Source organism: Nonomuraea marmarensis (genome assembly GCF_043197025.1).
Classification (GTDB): Bacteria; Actinomycetota; Actinomycetes; order Streptosporangiales; family Streptosporangiaceae; genus Nonomuraea; species Nonomuraea marmarensis.
Genome location: NZ_JBICRM010000025.1, coordinates 14,838 through 31,465, shown reverse-complemented (window position 1 = coordinate 31,465; position 16,628 = coordinate 14,838). Strand labels below are relative to the sequence as shown.

General features: G+C 67.4%; 19 protein-coding genes and 1 pseudogene. 8 read left to right on the top strand and 12 right to left on the bottom strand.

From position 1 onward, the window contains the following. The first annotated feature begins 48 nt into the window (after window positions 1–48). Window positions 49–1,260, top strand: coding sequence for a threonine ammonia-lyase (gene ilvA, locus ACFLIM_RS32945; protein ID WP_393172179.1), 1,212 nt, complete (start codon window positions 49–51; stop codon window positions 1,258–1,260). 512 nt (window positions 1,261–1,772) lie between these two features. On the opposite strand, the gene ACFLIM_RS32940 is transcribed toward ilvA, so the two are convergent. Beyond that, complete coding sequence (locus ACFLIM_RS32940; RefSeq protein WP_393172178.1) at window positions 1,773–3,554, bottom strand: SpoIIE family protein phosphatase; 1,782 nt, start codon at window positions 3,552–3,554, stop codon at window positions 1,773–1,775. Window positions 3,555–3,883: 329 nt separating this feature from the next. Here ACFLIM_RS32940 and ACFLIM_RS32935 point away from each other — a divergent pair, with 329 nt between their 5' ends. Both ACFLIM_RS32935 and ACFLIM_RS32930 read left to right on the top strand, forming a co-directional pair. After that, the gene (locus tag ACFLIM_RS32935) at window positions 3,884–4,330 is read left to right on the top strand and encodes a LysR family transcriptional regulator (protein WP_393172176.1); all 447 of its coding nucleotides are present in this window, start codon (window positions 3,884–3,886) and stop codon (window positions 4,328–4,330) included. Window positions 4,331–4,895: 565 nt separating this feature from the next. Continuing rightward, window positions 4,896–5,156 (top strand): hypothetical protein, encoded by a 261-nt coding sequence (locus ACFLIM_RS32930; RefSeq protein ID WP_393172174.1) that lies wholly within the window; start codon window positions 4,896–4,898, stop codon window positions 5,154–5,156. 33 nt (window positions 5,157–5,189) lie between these two features. On the opposite strand, the gene ACFLIM_RS32925 is transcribed toward ACFLIM_RS32930, so the two are convergent. Beyond that, a complete protein-coding gene (locus ACFLIM_RS32925; RefSeq protein ID WP_393172377.1) occupies window positions 5,190–5,615 on the bottom strand; it encodes a group II intron reverse transcriptase/maturase in 426 nt (141 codons plus the stop codon). A gap of 1,243 nt (window positions 5,616–6,858) precedes the next feature. Between ACFLIM_RS32925 and ACFLIM_RS32920 the strand changes: the two genes are divergently transcribed. Further along, window positions 6,859–7,239, top strand: a complete 381-nt coding sequence (locus ACFLIM_RS32920) for an STAS domain-containing protein (protein WP_393172172.1) — start codon at window positions 6,859–6,861, stop codon at window positions 7,237–7,239. A gap of 24 nt (window positions 7,240–7,263) precedes the next feature. Here the strand turns inward: ACFLIM_RS32920 and ACFLIM_RS32915 are convergent, their stop codons facing one another. The 10 genes and pseudogenes from ACFLIM_RS32915 to ACFLIM_RS32870 form a co-directional block, all read right to left on the bottom strand. Continuing rightward, window positions 7,264–7,425, bottom strand: a complete 162-nt coding sequence (locus ACFLIM_RS32915) for a hypothetical protein (protein ID WP_393172170.1) — start codon at window positions 7,423–7,425, stop codon at window positions 7,264–7,266. Between the two features lie 617 nt (window positions 7,426–8,042). Further along, window positions 8,043–8,294, bottom strand: coding sequence for a universal stress protein (locus tag ACFLIM_RS32910; protein WP_393172376.1), 252 nt, complete (start codon window positions 8,292–8,294; stop codon window positions 8,043–8,045). Continuing rightward, window positions 8,287–8,475, bottom strand: a complete 189-nt coding sequence (locus ACFLIM_RS32905) for a hypothetical protein (protein WP_393172380.1) — start codon at window positions 8,473–8,475, stop codon at window positions 8,287–8,289. The genes ACFLIM_RS32910 and ACFLIM_RS32905 overlap by 8 nt, the downstream gene beginning before the upstream one ends. A 582-nt stretch (window positions 8,476–9,057) precedes the next feature. Continuing rightward, window positions 9,058–9,228: a hypothetical protein gene (locus ACFLIM_RS32900; RefSeq protein WP_393172169.1), complete on the bottom strand. Its 171-nt coding sequence runs from the start codon at window positions 9,226–9,228 to the stop codon at window positions 9,058–9,060. A 73-nt stretch (window positions 9,229–9,301) separates the two neighbouring features. Then, window positions 9,302–10,321: an NAD(P)-dependent alcohol dehydrogenase gene (locus ACFLIM_RS32895; RefSeq protein ID WP_393172167.1), complete on the bottom strand. Its 1,020-nt coding sequence runs from the start codon at window positions 10,319–10,321 to the stop codon at window positions 9,302–9,304. A gap of 286 nt (window positions 10,322–10,607) precedes the next feature. Continuing rightward, the gene (locus ACFLIM_RS32890) at window positions 10,608–11,684 is read right to left on the bottom strand and encodes an acyl-CoA desaturase (RefSeq protein ID WP_393172165.1); all 1,077 of its coding nucleotides are present in this window, start codon (window positions 11,682–11,684) and stop codon (window positions 10,608–10,610) included. A 4-nt stretch (window positions 11,685–11,688) separates the two neighbouring features. After that, window positions 11,689–12,012 carry an STAS domain-containing protein gene (locus ACFLIM_RS32885; RefSeq protein WP_393172163.1) on the bottom strand — a complete coding sequence of 108 codons (324 nt, stop codon included), beginning with the start codon at window positions 12,010–12,012 and terminating at the stop codon, window positions 11,689–11,691. 165 nt (window positions 12,013–12,177) lie between these two features. Next, window positions 12,178–12,438, bottom strand: a pseudogene (locus tag ACFLIM_RS32880) (DUF5994 family protein); the annotation flags it as partial. Window positions 12,439–12,682: 244 nt separating this feature from the next. Beyond that, window positions 12,683–13,090, bottom strand: a complete 408-nt coding sequence (locus ACFLIM_RS32875) for a histidine kinase (protein WP_393172161.1) — start codon at window positions 13,088–13,090, stop codon at window positions 12,683–12,685. A 170-nt stretch (window positions 13,091–13,260) separates the two neighbouring features. Then, on the bottom strand, window positions 13,261–13,524 hold the full coding sequence (locus tag ACFLIM_RS32870; RefSeq protein WP_393172379.1) for a hypothetical protein: 264 nt from the start codon (window positions 13,522–13,524) through the stop codon (window positions 13,261–13,263). Between ACFLIM_RS32870 and ACFLIM_RS32865 the strand changes: the two genes are divergently transcribed. The 4 genes from ACFLIM_RS32865 (at window position 13,463) to ACFLIM_RS32850 (ending at window position 16,440) form a co-directional block, all read left to right on the top strand. After that, complete coding sequence (locus ACFLIM_RS32865; protein WP_393172159.1) at window positions 13,463–13,702, top strand: DUF5994 family protein; 240 nt, start codon at window positions 13,463–13,465, stop codon at window positions 13,700–13,702. The two genes, ACFLIM_RS32870 and ACFLIM_RS32865, sit on opposite strands and share 62 nt — an antisense overlap. Window positions 13,703–13,879: 177 nt before the next feature. Further along, window positions 13,880–14,803 carry a UBP-type zinc finger domain-containing protein gene (locus tag ACFLIM_RS32860; RefSeq protein ID WP_393172158.1) on the top strand — a complete coding sequence of 308 codons (924 nt, stop codon included), beginning with the start codon at window positions 13,880–13,882 and terminating at the stop codon, window positions 14,801–14,803. Window positions 14,804–15,107: 304 nt separating this feature from the next. Next, window positions 15,108–15,374 carry a hypothetical protein gene (locus ACFLIM_RS32855; protein WP_393172156.1) on the top strand — a complete coding sequence of 89 codons (267 nt, stop codon included), beginning with the start codon at window positions 15,108–15,110 and terminating at the stop codon, window positions 15,372–15,374. Between the two features lie 58 nt (window positions 15,375–15,432). Next, window positions 15,433–16,440 carry a glycosyltransferase family 4 protein gene (locus ACFLIM_RS32850; protein WP_393172155.1) on the top strand — a complete coding sequence of 336 codons (1,008 nt, stop codon included), beginning with the start codon at window positions 15,433–15,435 and terminating at the stop codon, window positions 16,438–16,440. Window positions 16,441–16,628 lie beyond the last annotated feature (188 nt).

Here is a 16,628-nt window from a genome sequence, read left to right as displayed (position 1 = left end):
GGGCGACGTGCTCCGGCTCGCTGGGTGCCGGAGTGGGAGACTTCTGCGATGAGCCCTCAGGTGACCTACGACGATGTCATCGCCGCACGAGAACTCCTCGCCGACGTGGTGGTCCGCACGCCCATGCTGGACTCGCGGGTGCTTTCTGACGTGACAGGCGGGCCGGTCCACCTCAAATGCGAGAACCTGCAGAGGTCCGGGTCGTTCAAGGTTTGCGGGGCCTACGTCAGGATCGCCCGCCTGGCCGAGGAGGAGCGGGAAAGGGGGGTAGTGGCGGCCAGCGCCGGCAATCAAGCTCAGGGGGTGGCGCTGAGCGCGCGGCTGGTCGGAGCCAAGGCGACGGTCTACATGCCTGAGGGCGCGGCGCTACCCAAGGTGGAGGCTACCCTCGGTTACGGCGCGGAGGTGATCTTCGCCGGGCGTACCGTGGACCAGGCGCTGGCCGCGGCGAGGGAGCATGCGGAGCAGACCGGTGCGATGATCATCCATCCTTTCGACCATCCGGATGTGATCGCCGGGCAGGGCACGATCGGACTGGAGATCCTGGAACAGCTCCCGGCCACCGCCACGATCGTGGTGCCGATAGGTGGTGGTGGGCTGGCAGCCGGGCTCGCCCTGGCGGCCAAGACGCTGCGGCCGGGAGTCAGGATCGTGGGCGTTCAGGCCGAGCGGGCTGCGGCCTATCCCGCCTCTTTGGCTGCGGGGCGTCCGGTGATGGTCGAGCCGTCTACGACGATGGCCGACGGCATCGCGGTGGGCCGTCCGGGGGAGCAGCCCTTCGAGTTGATCCACTACCTACTCGACCGGGTGGTCACGGTGACCGAGGAGGAGATCTCCCGGGCGCTTGTGCTGTGCCTCGAACGCGCCAAGCAGGTCGTCGAGCCGGCTGGAGCCGTGGGAGTCGCCGCGCTGGCGGCCCATCCGCAGGCGTTCGAACCGCCGGTGGTCGTGGTGCTGTCTGGCGGCAACATCGACCCCATGCTGCTGGCACGGGTGCTCCGTCACGGCCTGGCGGCCGCGGAGCGCTACCTGGCCTTGCGGGTGCGGCTGCCGGACCGTCCAGGGGCGTTGGCGGGGTTGCTGGCGGATCTTGCCGCCCTCCGGGTGAACGTGCTGGACATCGTGCACGAGCGATTCGGATCGAGACTGCACGTGGACGAGGTCGAGGTGCAGTTGCAACTCGAATCGAGAGGTCCGGAGCATTGCGACGAAGCGCTGGAGGCACTGCGAGGGGACGGCTACGAGCTCGTTGTCGGCTGAGTACCGCTCCGAACAGGTCACCGCGTTCCGCGGTCGCGGGAGAGTGACAGCGGCGGTGGCATACGTCGCGGCAAGGGAGTAGGACCACGATCTGCGGAACGATGACGCGATCTACAGGCGTACCGGGATATCCGCGCTCGGCCCTGGCCACGGTCACCAGCTGATCGGCACTCACTCACCGCGAGACCGAGGGAGCCCACGAAGTGCACTGGGATCCTGGTCCATCGCTTGGTGTAGGGCTGTGCAGACGTGGGATCGAGCCGGATACGGCGCGTCGGCAACGCGCCATCAGGCTCGCTATCGCTGCTGGTGATGGGGCTTGCTGGGAATGGACGTTTCCGCTACAACGGCTCATCGCCGTTCCCCGGCGCAGAGGAGCATGGGTGAGGCGGCGACTGCTGACCCCCCGATGGCGACCCCGCGCCGTGGACGCGCTGAGCCTGTAGGTGGCCGCATCCATCCCGAGAACTGCGGCATGCCCCCTATACCACCCGCCACGGCGTGCTGCCGTCCTATCCTGCGGAGACTTCCGAGACGGAGGGGTTCTGCTCCAGCTCCGTACGCGTGTTCGGGTGGGCAGGACTCGGGGTGGTCGGGATGCGCAGGGCCAAGAGGGCGATGTCGTCGGTGTTGCCAGGAGGCATGCGGGCGAGGATCTGGTTGCAGAAGTCGTCCAGGGGATGGCAGGCCAGGGCGGCGGCGTGGCGGCGGAGACGGGCCAGGCCGGTGTCCAGATCGGTGCCGGGGACTTCGATCAGGCCGTCGGTGTAGAGCAGAAGGGTGGAGCCGGGAGGCAGGGGTACCGTGGCGTCCGGTCGGCTGACGTCCGCCAGGCCGGTGCCCAATAGCAGGCTCTGTCCCTGTTCGAGGTATTCAGCGCGTCCGTCGGGGGTGACCAGGAGGGGCGGAGGGTGGCCGGCGTTGGTCCATCGGAGTTGCCAGGGACCGTTTGCTGGACCCTCAACGCGGGCGAGGAGCACCGTGGCCAGAGGGACGTTGGTGATGGCGGGGACGGCCTCGTCGAGGCGGTCGATGATGGCGCTGGGCGGTTCCGTCCGATCCCAGGCCAGGGCACGCAGCATGCCGTGCAGTTGGGCCATGCCTGCGGCGGCGGCCAAGTCGTGGCCGATGACGTCGCCGATGACCAGCGCGGTGGCGCCGTCACGCAGGAGGAAGGCGTCGTACCAGTCGCCGCCTACCTGGGAGCCTGCGGGGGCGGGCTGGTAACGGGCGGCCAGGCGCAGTCGGCCGGGTTGAGGCAGGGCGATGAGCAGGTTGCGCTGCATGGCCTCGGCGATCTCGCGTTGGCGACCGAACCGCAGGGTGTTGTCGATGGCCAGGCCGACGCGCCGGCCGATGTCGCCGATCAGGGACACCTCCGTGGCGTCGAAGGGACGGGCGGCGTCGGTACGGACCAGAGTGAGGGCGCCCGTGACCCGCCGGGCGGTACCCAACGGCACGATGACCGCGGAGGCGGCACCCAGTGCCTGGAGGAAGCCTGTTTGGACGGCGGCCAGGGGCGAATCGGGCGGGGTGGCGATTTCCGTTGGCCCCAGCAGGACCGGCTCGCCGCCATGCAACACCTGTATCAGAGAGGAACGGGAGTGTTCGTCCACCGCGGGGAGGGGACCCCGCCACGCTTCCTGATCGACGTCACGGCCTTCGGGTCCGACCACCGCCACTCTTCGGACGCCCTCGTCCGTACGTAGGTCGATGGCGGCCCAGTCGGCCAGGCGGGGCACCAGCAAGCGACCAAGCCGAGCGACGGCCTCCTCGGTGTCCAGGGTCTGGGCCAGGGCTGTGGCGATCTCCGTGGCCAAGGCCAGCCGGCCCGCGAGGTCTTCCAGGGCGATCACATGCGCTGCCAGGCCCTCCGCTGTTTCCCGGTCGGTCGCCTCGCCGGCGAACAGCACGGTCATGCCGAGCACGTGGCCGTTCCTGGTCAGGGGAGCGCTGAACCAGGTGACCGGGATGAGACGTCCGTCGGCGTTCAGGAAGCTGTCTTTCTCGCCGCGGGCCGCAATGCGGTGAGTGAGAGCCATGAGCAGCCGGCACCGCTCATCCAGAACGGTTGCGCCGTCGGCGTGGCGGTGCAGCAGGCCGTGAAAGTCCTCCCCCGTCATCGCTGACGCAGTGCGGCCCAGCAGTTCTTCAGCAGCGGGGTTGACCGCGATGATCCGGCCGGTGGAGTCCAGCACGGCCAGGCCGGCACCCAGGTGGTCGAACACCTCCCGCCAGAACTCTGGCTGCGTCGCCCACCGTGGGTCCTGGCCACCGGCCGTATTCCGGACCACGCCGTTCCTCCCGCTGTAGTACCGCTGCCAACAGGAGACAGCGGCGGGCCAGTCGGCTACCGGCAATGATCCCCAATGGGGAGCCGCCGTGCCCGGCGACGCGGCGATGCCCCGGTAATTGGGTTGTGCTGGTTGCGAGCTGTCATGGGGCCGTCACGCGAACCGGGACACCAAGCGCGGCGTCGACCGGCACGGGCTCGAGCCGGTGCGGTGGATCAAGTGGCCGGTGAAGCCCGGGCAGCCGGCCGACAGGCTCCCGACTCCTTACGACCTAGAGTAGAGGAAGACGGTTCGCATCAGCGCCGCCCGGTTTGGAAGGGGTGGCGGACATGGAGTCACGTCAGCTTCGTTATTTCGTTACGTTGGCCGAGGAGCTGCATTTCGGCCGGGCGGCGGCCCGTGAGCACATCGTGCAGTCCGCACTGAGCCAGCAGATCCAGCGGTTGGAGCGCGAGTTGGGAGTGCGGCTGCTGGATCGCAGCACCCACCACGTCAACTCACCCAGGCAGGCGCTGCCTTCCTCACCGACGCCCGCCAGATCCTCGACCACGTCAGCCGGGCCAAGCACGCCGCACGCAACAGCGCCACATCGTCGCCCACGCTGCGCGTCGGCATCATCGACGCCGGCTACGACTCCATGCCACAGATCCTGCGCCACGTTCAGCTTCACCATCCGGACCTCACCATCCATCAGGTCGAGGCGGGCACCCCGAGCAGTACCAGCAGCTGGCCGACGGACGGCTGGACATCGGGATCGGCCGACCTTCACGTCCTGATGGACATGGGCGAAGCTAACGCGATCTATGACATCTTCACCGACAGCGCCTTCGACGACGTCGATCATGAAATGCTCTACAACCCCGAGCTGGACGGCATCGACCAAGCCCCGGAGACAGCCTCCCTGCGCATCGCCCCCCATGGGATTCGCCTCCTGGTTCATCCCCTTCAACCAACACCGGCGCGTGCACCCCTACGCACAAGACCCACCTCCGGAAAACCCGCCTCCTGCGGACGCATTCTGACGCCGCCCTGGCCGTCTTCGTGCTCGGCGCTTGGGTGCCTGCATCGAGGACGTTTGCGGTGTGGCGCCCCGGCCCGGCTACCATCGGTAGCCGGCAGATCACGATGGGGTCGCTACTGGGACGGCTGGACACACCCGGGCGGTGGGTGACGCGACTCTTACTCCCGTATCTCGGCTTGACCCGGAGGCCGCATCCATGGTGCGGCAGGCGGATGCGGAGGGCAACTGCCTACAGCGTTCGATGCTGGGCAGGTACTCCTTGCGGATCCTGGGCGGATCCTGGGCGGATCCTGGGCGGATTCTGGCGAAAGGAGCCGGCCGTGCCTGACAATGTCGCACTGATCATTCGATTCCACCCGGTGGGCGGTGAAGACGTCTCCGTGATGAGCGGGGACTTCGACGGGGAGCCGGAGGCGTTGGTGGCGATCGCTCGTGCCGTGGACGAGCGGCGCAGCCTGGTGTTGACCCGGGCGAGATATGACCGTGAGGCCGACGTGAATGGCGTGGTCATCAACCTGGCCAACGTGGTGTCGGTGCGGGTGTCGAAGACGGACAGCGCCGAGGCGGGCCAGTATCTGTAGCGGCGGGCTACCCCGACATGCCCTGACAGACACTTAGTGTCCCGCACCGCGTCGTCCGGGCTTGTTGAGGTCGGCGAGGTGCCGGACGTGGTGGACTTCCACGTTCGAGCGGGCCCCGCACATCTCGCACCCATCGGCCAGGTGTCGGTGGATCAGCTCGTTACCTCGGGTGGTGGCCAGGATCGGCGCTTGATCGTTGAGGACGGGGTGGCGCTGACGGACGAGCCAGATGTCGCCGAACCGTGCGATCAGTGGATTCCTGCCGCCGCTGCGGTTGACGGTGACCTGAAAGCACGTACGCGGTCCACGGGGTGTGGAGATGGTGGCCTTATAACGGGCCGCCATCTTGGAGACCGTGGAAGGGTGCTTGTTGGCCAGCGTCTTGAGCATGGAGGTCTCCATGACCCAACGCAGCCGCTGGAGCCGGAACAGGTTCCCGGCCAGCAGGTAGTACTGGATGTATCCCCCGATACTCGGCCCCGAACTTCGCGACGATGGTGAAGTCGTCGTCTCGGATCATCGGGTGCCGGGAGGCGGGTTCTCCGCCCTTGCAGTACAGGCGCACTTGGCGTCGATGACATCTTTGGGCACACGCAGCCCGATGACACCGTTGGCCATCCGGCGACGCCGGGTGATCTTGGTGTCAGAGTGCTGGGCCAGCAGGTCATAGCCAAGGAACCGCGCCCGCCCGGTCCGGGCGTGCGTGATCAGCGTCTTGTCCGGCGACAGCTCCAGTGCCAGGTCCTGGCGCAGGAAGTCACCGATCCGCTGCTTGATCTGCTCGGCCTCGCGTTTGGGTCCGGCGAACCCCAGCAGGAAATCGTCGCATTATGCCGAGGTCCGGGTTATGCCGACCCGGTCGGCGGTTGCCCTGGTCGGCAAGCGGTTCGCCGTTCCTGGATCGGCATAACCCGGTCGGTCCTGGTGGTAGCTAGAGGTTGTTGAGGAACGTGAGCAGGGTGTCGGGCGGCCGGTAGCGTCCGGGACTGGTGTCCGGAGACCGTGCTCACCGGTGTCCGGATGCCGCGGATGAACGCGGTCATGGAGCGGTGGGTGCAGTCCTGCCGCGAACTCCTGGAACGAATGCCACCTACGGCATGCCCTGCACGACTACGAGGAGTTCTACAACGAGCACCGAGCCCATCAAGCCTTGGCTCAGGCGGCTCCGCTACGTCCCGTCCCGGATCCGCTCACCGATCCGGCCACAATCGTCAACCTGAACGTACGCCGACGAGACCGGCTCGGCGGCGTCCTGCACGAATACTCACATGCCGCTTGAACTGCACGGACGAGGTATTCGGCAGCGCCGTGGCAGCTTCCACGTCGACCGGAGCGGCCTGGTGTTCTGCGACATCGGCGGGCTACGCGCCCTGGTCACCGCCGCCGCTGAGTTCCGCGGCGGCCACGTCCTTACCTTGCGGTCGTCCTCTCCGCAGGTACGACGCCTGCCCGAGCTCACCGTCTGGCACGAGACGGCCGGCCTTCGTCTGCATACGCCGTCGCACGCGTCGCCTGACCCACCCCGACCGAGCCCATGAATCACCGACCAATGGATGCCTTCCTGCGATCAGTGAACGCGCCGTATCAGTGGGCCTGGCATGGTGTACGCGCGGCATCGCCGGGCACCTCCGAAACACTCTGACCGACCTCATCACCGCCACGACGCGCACGGATCAAGACGAACGCCCGATCGGAGCAACTCATGACGACCCTCGATTCCCGCTCTGAGGCAGGTCTGTGGCTCGTCCCTGCCACGGCCACCGTCGTTCGCCTCAGTGGCGAACTGGACCTCGCCACCGGCCGCCCGCTCCGCGAACGCCTGCTGCGCGCGTTGCGGCACAGCACCGCCCTGCTCATCCTCGACCTTTCCGGGGTGTCGATCTGCGCCGCCGCCGGGCTGGGCGTCATGGTCGACGCACAACGCCAGGCCCGATCCCTGAACATCACCCTTGGCCTGGCCGCGCCCCGCCCACACGTGGCCAAGGTGTTGTGCGCCACCGGCCTGGACCTCGTCTTCCCGGTGTACGGCACCACCCCGACGCCCACAGGCAGGGCCGCGTCCGGCACCGCGGCACCGCGCTGACCCCTCGTGCAGATGTCTCCCCTCTCAGCCGGCAACGCAGCGGCAGATGACACCCCACTCGGCCATCCCGACGCGACAGCAGCCGAGCTGGGCAGGCTGCGCCGCCAAGTGCTGCACGACGCCCGGATCCACGCCGCCGCGATCCTCCTCCAGGCCCGCGCCGCCGCCATGAGCAACATCATCCACCTCGACATCAAGCCACAGAACATCGTCCTGGACGGCCCCAGCAACATAAGGATCATCGACTGGGGGATGTCACAACTGCACCAGGCTGGCATGAGCGTCTCCCGGTGTTCCCCGGCGGAACCAAATGGTTCGCCAGCCCGGAACAACTCGGCTACACCACCATCGCACCCAGCAGCCTCTCCGACCTGTATGGCGTGGCCGCCCTGCCTACTGGCTGCTGACCGGCATGACACCACTCCAGCGAGAGATCGGCACCGACGCCGCCGGCGACATGCTGGAGATCCTCGCCCTGATGGAAGCCGAGACACGGCCGAAGCGCACCGACCACCTCCTCCCAGGCGTTCCTGAGCGACTGGGGCGCCTGATCGACCAGTGGCTCAGTTACCACCCCGCCGACCGCGCCCCTACCAGGATGGAACCGGCTGCCCTCGGCTGGGCACGGCAAGCCCTGGCTGACTGCCGCGGCCGTACCGGCCGGTCTCGAAAGACCGGTTAGCCTGCATGGACGCGGGCAAGTTGCCGGGGAACCGGCGCGACAGCCCCCACGGCTGACGAAGGCATGACACGCTGGTGATCGCGTCTGTCCGGCCAGAGCGAACAGGACGCTCACGGCTCCCCTATGACCGGACCACCGCGACGCGGTTGCCCGCGTGACGCAGAACACCGAGGCTGATCGATCCGAGTATCACGGCGCCGATCGCCCCTCGGTGCTGGGAAGCCACGACGATCAGATCCGCCTTCTCCGAAGGGTCGGCGAGCGCGGCGACGGGATGGGCGCGGCGGACGTCCTCGTCTACGCCATGGCGATCGTGGCCCTGATGTTGTTTCTGCTGAGCGGGCCGTTTCGTAGTTCCCCGAGTTTCAGTCAGCGTGCAGTTCGAGCATGAACGCGGCGGCCAGTGCCGGCTCGCACGGCCAGGTTGCGGCGCAGGAGATGCAGACGTGCCAGGGTCCTGCGCAGTGTGTGTCGAGGGCACCGGCGGCTCTCACGAAGTACGCCTCGCTCAGCGGGTCGGCCTGGGCGCGCGCCGCGCCGATGAGAATGGCCACGTTGATCACCTTTACTGCGTGTCGTCGTAATGGCCGATCCCTCTCCGGCCATCGCGTGGTGTCTGAGGCGCCCGATGACCGGGGCGTCGGCACCCTGCCCCCGAACTGATCATCCGATGTCGTCAACCGGACAACAGCCGCCTTCGAACCACGTTGGGCAGACGCTTTGCGGGCATTGACAGCGCTTGCCGCCAATTGCGTGCGACATCGAAATGCCTCGTCTCCTTGCGTGGAGTTCGGCTACTTATCAGCCAACAACTTCCCAGGATGGTCGGAAACCGGCGATCCTAGATCCGGCGATCGTTCAGATTGATGATCGGCGGGGACGCCCCGGCTCCGCCGTGTAGACAGGCTGGCAGGTGCTTGGAGAGCTTGGCGGCTATCGGGTGGGGTTCCGTGTGGGCACGAGTGGGTGGGCCATGGAACCGCCGCGCGCAAGCCAAGAGTCGGCGTGCTGAGCAGGCATCCGTGCAAGAGCGTCTTGTGCAAGCGTCGGCCGGTCGACCGTCGAAGATCGGTGGATCTTAAGAGGCGAGGTCTCCGTCCTTGGGGCTCGGCTCCGCACGCCGCATTGGCGCTTGATCAATCGGGGCCGACCCAATGCAGCAAGCTGGCGATGCCGACGATGGCCAGGATGACGGCGATCAGCATGACGACCGGGGTAGCTAGGATCGCGCGGCGCCATCCCGATGTGGCCTGGTTGCAGGCGCCGTGGGCCGGTGTCATGGTGTGGGTGCGTTTGGGACGTGCCACAGGACGGCGTTAACAAGCATGGGCGCGAGTTCCCTGGCCGGATGGGGTATGGCGTCCGTGCTGGTATCGGTGATCAGGTCTGCTGAGCCGACCCGCGCGTGACAGGGCGTGGATGGCGTGGAGGAGGCAGGCAGAGTCTGCGTTGCGGGCAGGAAAAGTGTGCCCGGCCCGCACCTAAACAACGATGACCACCTTCCCGCGATGCGTGGCCGTCGGCCAGATGCCGCATGGCCGCAGAGGTCTCGCTCAGTGGATACGTTCTGTCGATGACTGGCGTGATCTTGCCGGTCTCGATGAGCTCGCTCAAGTGTTGGATGTCCTGCTCGCGTTCGTTCGCCAGCAGCATGCGAAGGTGCTGGCTCACCAACGGTGACAGCATGATCGCGCGGAGGCTGCGGTCCATACCGCCGAGCCACCGTCCGCCGCCTTCACCACCACACAGGACGAGGGTTCCGCGGGGAGTGAGGGCACGTCGCAGATGCGACAGCGAGCGGTTCCCGGCGATGTCGAGGATGAGGTCGTAGCGGTGTTTGCCGTCCGCGAAGTCCTCGCTTGTGTAGTCGATGACGTCGTCCGCACCGATGGATCGGACCAGGTCGGTCTTCGTGGTGCTGCACACCCCGGTGACGTCGGCTCCGAAGGCCTTGGCCAATTGCACTGCGAACGTTCCGACGCCTCCTCCCGCGCCGATGATGAGCACCTTCTGCCCGGCTCGGACCTTGCCCGCATCACGTAGGGCTTGGAGGGCGGTGAGAGCGGAGACGGCGACGGCCGCCGTCTGCTCGAAGGTGAGGCTCGCCGGCTTGGGAGCGAGTTTGCTCTGGCGGGCGCACGCGTATTCGGCGCAGGAGCCCTCGCCGATGCCGAACACCTCGTCGCCCGGTTTGAAGCGGGTCACGTTCTTGCCGACCGCTTCGACCCGCCCGGCAAGTTCGCGACCTCGAACGCGGCGCTTGGGCGCGCGGAACCCGGAGCCCAGCCGCATAAGGTACGGCATGCCGGTCATGAGGTGAATGGCGCCCTGGTCCAGGCCGGCCGCGTGTACGTGTACGAGGACGTCGTCATCCCCGGTCACCGGACGGTCGATGTCCATGAATTTCAGGACGGCAGTGGAACCGTATCTGTCTTGGGTAATTGCCTTCATGGCGTGTCTCCGGGGATGGCGTGTGGTAGTCCTGTTCAGTGGCGATGATGGTCTGGCGGAGCACGCCGTCACGGTCCGTCAGATCGGCTTTCTCATGAGTCAACGCGATCGGCTGGCCAACGGAAGCATCCAATACCAGCAAGCCCCATCACCAGCGGTGATAGCGGGCCGAACGGCGCATCTGCCTGCGGGCGTTGTACGGCGTCCAGGCTCAGAACTACGAAGTAGTCCGGGTCTACGGCCGGGGCCCACGAGAGGGCCGGCGCCGGTCGCCGTTGGAAGTGCCCCGTGGATGATCCACCGTACCAACGGCGGTGCCAGCCGAGATCGCTTTAGTGCGCAGGGTGCGCTTGCTGGCTACGGCGCGACGATGCTGGAGGGCGTCCGCGACATGCCAGTGCACGTCGGTAGCCCAGTGCAGGCGTTCGAACAGACGGATGAGCGCGGCTGAGGGATCGGGCCGGCGGGGACCATGGCCGTGCCGGGCGCAGCCGGGCCGGCTGTGGTGGCCGTTGTGCCAGCTCTCTCCGAAGGAGAGGACAGCCAGCGGCCACAGGTTGGTGGAGCGGTCGTGCTGGCGGGTGGGGTGTGGCCGGTTGCCGATCATGTGGCACAGGGAGTTGACGCTCCAGGTGACGTGCTGCAGCAGGGCGATGCGGACCAGGCCGGCCCATAGGAAGGCCGTCATGGCGCCGTACAGGCTGCCGCTGATCGCCCACCCCACCGTGAACGGCAGCAGTAGGGAGGCGGCGCACAGGGCGGGAAAGGCGCGCGCGATGCGCACCATCGTCGGATCGGCGAGCAGGTCGGGGGCGTAGCGGGAGGCGGGAGTGCGCTCATCGATGAACAGCCAGCCCAGGTGCGCGTGTCCCAGGCCGCGCAGTTGCCCGCCGAGCTGGGCGCCGTGGCGGTAGGGAGAGTGCGGATCGCCAGGGCGGTCGGTGAAGGCGTGGTGGCGGCGGTGGATGGCCACCCAGTCGATGAGGTTGCCCTGAAAACTCATCGACCCCGCGATGGCCAGTAGGGTGCGCAGCCACGGCCGGGCGGTGAAGGACCGGTGAGTGAGCAGGCGGTGGAAGCCGACTGTCACCCCGAACCCGGTCAGGATGTAGAAGATCGCGGCCAGCAGCAGGTCGGTGAGGGAGATCCCGGTTCCCCACGCGAGCCAGATGCCGGCTCCCAGCACAAGAAACGGCGCCACCACGATCGCGGTCGTGAGCGCCGCCTGCCCGGGATGGACGGTGGGCTGTTGCGTGGCGTGCGGGAACGGTGATCGTCCGTCGTATGCCTGGGCGTGTCTTTGAGTGCGCATCCGCTCATGCCACCATCGGCAAGCCACGATCCAGGCCGGTCATGTACAGGTTGCGGGACATGTCCGGACGGGGCGCCGCCAGGGCAAGGGTGATGCCTTGGGCTCGCGCGCGGTGCTGAATGCCGACCAGAACGGCCAGGCCGGAGGCATCGCAGAACGACACCCGCGACAGGTTGAGGATGAGCAAGGGCGTGCTGCGGCTCAGCGTGTCAAGCAACTGCTGGCGCAGCGCCTTGCTGGTGAAGATGTCGATCTCGCCGGATAGGTGGACGATGGTGGGAGCCGATGGGCCGGCCCTGGCGAGCGGGGCGGCGTCGATGACGTTCATGCGGTTCTCCGATCGGAGAAGAGAAGGAATTGAGACGCCTGCCGGCCGGAGATCGGTCCGCCGCTAGAAGGCGGTATCGGCACCGCTCAATCCGACCGGCAGGCAGCGCGTGGTCACCCTGACACGGCGGCTGGGGCGGCCAGCGTGATCGGTGATGGGCCCGCCCTACTCCTCCGAGCCGACCGAGCCGTCGGCGCCTGCCGGGCGGGCTGGGGGGGCGGCGGGAAGGTGCGCGATGGCGAGGATTTCAGCGGAGCTGAAGCCGGCCGTGTCCTGGGCGGCGATCTTGAGCGCGGCCTCAGCAGGACCGCTGGCGGTGCCCGGCTCGATGATGAGCATGACGATCGGCTCGCCGCCGGCGAAGGTCAAGGCGATCACGCGAGGGTCGGCATAGCGGAACCAGCCGACTCTGACCTGGTGCCCATGCGAAGGGACCGCGCAGCGGCTTGAGGTGGGAAAGAATGGTCGGCGTCATGGCTGCCTGGCCTGCCCGGGCCCACGAGGGGCGAAAGAGGTGTATCTCCGTGGGCGACGCCGACCTGACTGTCAACGCACGAAATGTCCTCGGTGATTTGAGGCTACCTCATTCGAAACGCACTTCAGGAATTACCCAATTTCGGAGGTACGCTGCCCGTCTCGCCATACCCTCCGGCGTGGTCCCGAGGCGGAATCACGGCGGGTGAGCTGCCGAGTCTGTCCGCCGTGGCCGCGACGTCACGCAGCCCCACCAGGAGATGGAGATCTCGTCTCTCGCCTGAGCGAGCATCGCCTCGGCGCTGGCGTCATCGCTGAGCGTGGCTTGCGGGAGGCCCAAGCTGAGGGACAGGGCGACGAGTCGCTGTTGCGCTCCGTCGTGGAAGTCGCGCTCCAGTCGCTGGCGCTCCTTCTGGCCGGCCTCGATGACCCGTGCACGCGATGCGCGCAGTTCGTCGACGTTGGCCCGTAGTTCCGCCAGCCGCCGACCGGTCTCCAGCGTAATGGCGACCGCGGCGAGCAGTTCGGCCTGGTTGCCGAGCGCAGGGTCGTGGTGCAGGGCGGCGATGCTCCGTCGGTCTGCCCGCAGAACAGCGGCCCACATATCAAGGCCGGAGACAGCTACAGCATGCAGATCTCGGCTCTGCCCGCCAGATCACGGATATCAAGCCGCCTCGATAGCCGCCAATCCGCCTCCTGAGGCACCCATGCCGACGCATATCCGGATCGCGAACCGGCCTGAATCCACTTTGGCCGTACCACGGAAAGAAGCAATCACTGGACCGGTTTATCACCGTTGATCGATTGAGCGGCCATAACAGCGACCGAGCATATCGCGTCGGCCTGATCAGGCCCTTGATCCGTGGGATGAGCTATAGTAAAAACACCGAGGATATTTCGAGCGTTGGCATTGAGGTTGACGTCGCCTGCGGCGATCGACGATTTGGGCCCCTTTTCGAGGGCCTGGTCAGGCGACATGATGCCAATCCTCCTTGCCGGCTCCGCGCCGCTGAGCACCGCTGCCGGCGCGGTTTCCACAACCGGCTCCGCGATCAGGTTAAGCGTGAGTCCCGGACTCGACCGGCGAGGCACAGTGGACCGGGCGTGGTGGCCTCACTCCCGTGGCGCCGCAGTCGCGTTGCCCGGCCTCGTCGCCGCCGTCGACCAACGGCTCGGCCGGACCACGCTCCGCATCGGCCTGTACCGGGACGCTTGAGACCATATCCCGCGCCGCATCCCAGCCCCTGGCCGTCAGATCAGGGTGGGCTGATCATTCCGCCGGATACGACCGGCGACTCCGCTGAGGCCGCGCTCGCATTCGCTGCCGAGGGCGCGATCCGCCTCGGTCTGATCGACCTTCTCCCCGCCACCGCACCAGGCGGCAGCACCCCCGATGAAGAGGTCGACTCGGTTGGGAGAACGAGGGGTCACAGATCGCGTGACCGCGCGGCGCCGAAGCGATGGGGATCACCCTCGCCCTCACGGCACCGCGCCCGCACGTGTCCAGGCTGCTACGCGTCACCGGCCTGGACCGCAGCCTGCCGATGGCAGCGTGACCGGGATGCGCGCGCAGTCTCTCACCGGCGCTGTGACCGGAGACTGCCCCGAGGCCGATCCGGCCGGCTCACCAGCCGTTTCAGGGCCGTCCGCCGATGATCGCGGGCGGTGCCGGGCAGGGCGGGCCCGATGCGTTTTCACGGCGCTCTCACGCCGACGGCACTCCATGTGCCGCCGACGCCTGCGCGCTGATGGGGCTCCGCCAACTCCACGCCGCACTTCGCCCTCGGCGCTCCCCGGTGGGAGCGAGTCGCCGACCACGTCGTCCACTGGGCTGAGCGGCACACCGCGAGACACGCCAGAAGAACCGGCGGAGACAGGCGATAGGCGCCGCCACGGGGATCGGCCAGGCTTGTACCGATCGCCTGAAGAGTGGGCTCGACGAGGCCTCCTTCGTGTCCTGGCGGGTAGTTTGATCATCCGTTGGAAGAGGTTGGAGCGGGTGGCAGGACCACAGCAGGATCCCAAACAGTCGCAGGCCCGCGTGGGCGGTACGCGGAAGCCGTTAGGTGCGGGCCGCCGGGGACCACTGACAGCTCGCGATCGAGCGGAGCAACCCCCAATGCCAGCGATGTGTGGTCGCCGGCGTGCCTGGACGCGGGTGCTGATGTACCTGGCCTGCGGATGGGCAGCCTGCTCCGACGATTCGCACGGCGGCCACGCCCGCGCCCACCACCAGGAAACCGACCACCCGGTCGTCACCGCCCTGGAACCACGCTCGACCTGGCGATGGTGCTACGTGCACCGGCGGACCCTATGAGCGAGCCGAAAGATACTTCATGACCATCTCCGAACAACAGGAGAAAGCCGGCAGGACTACGACGGCGCATCGCCATTCCCCGGGGCAAAGGAGCACGCTCCGGTCCGCAGAGTTCAGGTGGGGCTGACAGCGGCGATCGTGGTGCTGCCGTTCGTCGCACTCGGCGCCGCGATCTTCCTGTTGCGGAGGAGGCGGTCATACTCCCTGGTGATCAGTTGTGGTGATGGCTCCTTGCGAAATCGGCTGTTTCCGTCCGGCCCGCCGTGGCGTTGGCTCGGGATGAACGAGCGTGAGGAGGTGGAGCATGGGATTCATCGGCTATGGTCTGGCTGCCATCGCCGTCGGGGCCATCCTCACCTTCGTCCTGACGACCCGCCCGCCTGGTGGCTTCGACCTGCAGGTCATGGGTGTCATCCTGATACTCGGCGGCGCCCTTACCGTCCTGCTCGCCCTGTTGCAGCGCACCCGGCCGCGAGGGAACCGGTCAACTTCCCGCAGCCGCCAGGACGGCGTCGACGGCGGACCGCCATCCTCGCGAAGCCTTCCGACGGAACGTAACCCAAAGGAGTGATGGCGCCGATGCCAGACGACGGTCATGTTCCTGTACGGCAGACCGCAACCTCCGTTTCGTGAGGGTGGCGCTGCTGGGACCGGTCGCCTGGCGTACGCCTCCGCGCCATTACGGCCCGTGGGAGCAGGTCACGAGCCTGCTCGCCGAGGGACTCACCGCTGCCGGTATCGATGTGACGCTGTTCGCCACGCTGGACTCCGTCACTTCCGGATCGCTGGACGGAGTGTGCCCGCGCGGGTACGCCGACGATCCATCGCTCGACGGGCGGGTGTGGGAGGCGATGCATGTCGCGCACGCGTTGAGCCGTTCGGGTGAGTTCGATCTCGTCCACAACCATCTCGACTGGCTGCCATTGGCCTTCGCCGATCATTGCCGGGCCCCGTTGCTCACCACGGTTCACGGATTCTCCGGAATGGGAATCCTGCCTGCCTACACCCATGCCCGGTCCGCCTACGTGTCCATCTCGGACGCGGACCGTGCCCCGGAGCTGGACTACGTCGCCACGGTGCACCACGGCATAGATCTCGACGCGTTTCCCTTCGACGCGGTGGGCGGCCGGCGGCTGATCGCGTTCGGCCGCATTCATCCCGACAAGGGAACGCACACGGCCATCGAGATCGCTCGGCGGGCCGGGATGCCGCTGACCATCTGCGGGATCGTCCAGGACGAGCGGTACTTCGAGGAGGAGGTCGCTCCGAAGGTCGACGGAGAGCAGGTCCGGTTCCTCGGGTCGGTGGGGCCCGGGCGGCGTGGCGAGATCCTCGGCGCCGCCGCCGCCCTGCTGCATCCCATCGCGTTCGACGAGCCCTTCGGCCTGTCGGTGGTCGAGTCGATGGCCTGCGGCACGCCTGTCGTCGCCTACCGGCGTGGATCCATGGCCGAAGTCGTGGACCAGGGCGTGACGGGTTTCCTGGTGGACTCCCTCGACGAGGCTGTCACCGCGCTGGCGCGCATCACGACGGTCGATCGCGCGGGCTGCCGCGCGCAGGCCGAACGCAGGTTCAGTGCAGATCGGATGGTGGCGAGTTACTTGCGCATCTACCGCGAAATGTTAGGACAAAGTTAGCGACTGATAGTGTCAGGTGGACGTAGACCACGCCATTGGCTGAGGGTCGCGACAGCCGGGCCCCCGTATGAGGGCGGGCCCCCGGTGAAGGCTCCGGGTTCCACCGCACAGGCAGACGGGGTTGGCCGTCTTCACCGAACGAGCCGCATCGGCATCCATTCTGGTGCGGCCGAATGACCGAAAGGCAT

Coding starts and splice junctions, on each gene's coding strand:
- ACFLIM_RS32875 (WP_393172161.1), bottom strand. CDS start 13,090: ATGTGGGCCGCTGTTCTGCGGGCAGACCGACGGAGCATCGCCGCCCTG.
- ACFLIM_RS32855 (WP_393172156.1), top strand. CDS start 15,108: ATGGGATTCATCGGCTATGGTCTGGCTGCCATCGCCGTCGGGGCCATC.
- ACFLIM_RS32920 (WP_393172172.1), top strand. CDS start 6,859: ATGACGACCCTCGATTCCCGCTCTGAGGCAGGTCTGTGGCTCGTCCCT.
- ACFLIM_RS32890 (WP_393172165.1), bottom strand. CDS start 11,684: ATGCGCACTCAAAGACACGCCCAGGCATACGACGGACGATCACCGTTC.
- ACFLIM_RS32860 (WP_393172158.1), top strand. CDS start 13,880: ATGAAGAGGTCGACTCGGTTGGGAGAACGAGGGGTCACAGATCGCGTG.
- ACFLIM_RS32885 (WP_393172163.1), bottom strand. CDS start 12,012: ATGAACGTCATCGACGCCGCCCCGCTCGCCAGGGCCGGCCCATCGGCT.
- ilvA (WP_393172179.1), top strand. CDS start 49: ATGAGCCCTCAGGTGACCTACGACGATGTCATCGCCGCACGAGAACTC.
- ACFLIM_RS32935 (WP_393172176.1), top strand. CDS start 3,884: ATGGAGTCACGTCAGCTTCGTTATTTCGTTACGTTGGCCGAGGAGCTG.
- ACFLIM_RS32865 (WP_393172159.1), top strand. CDS start 13,463: ATGATGCCAATCCTCCTTGCCGGCTCCGCGCCGCTGAGCACCGCTGCC.
- ACFLIM_RS32895 (WP_393172167.1), bottom strand. CDS start 10,321: ATGGACATCGACCGTCCGGTGACCGGGGATGACGACGTCCTCGTACAC.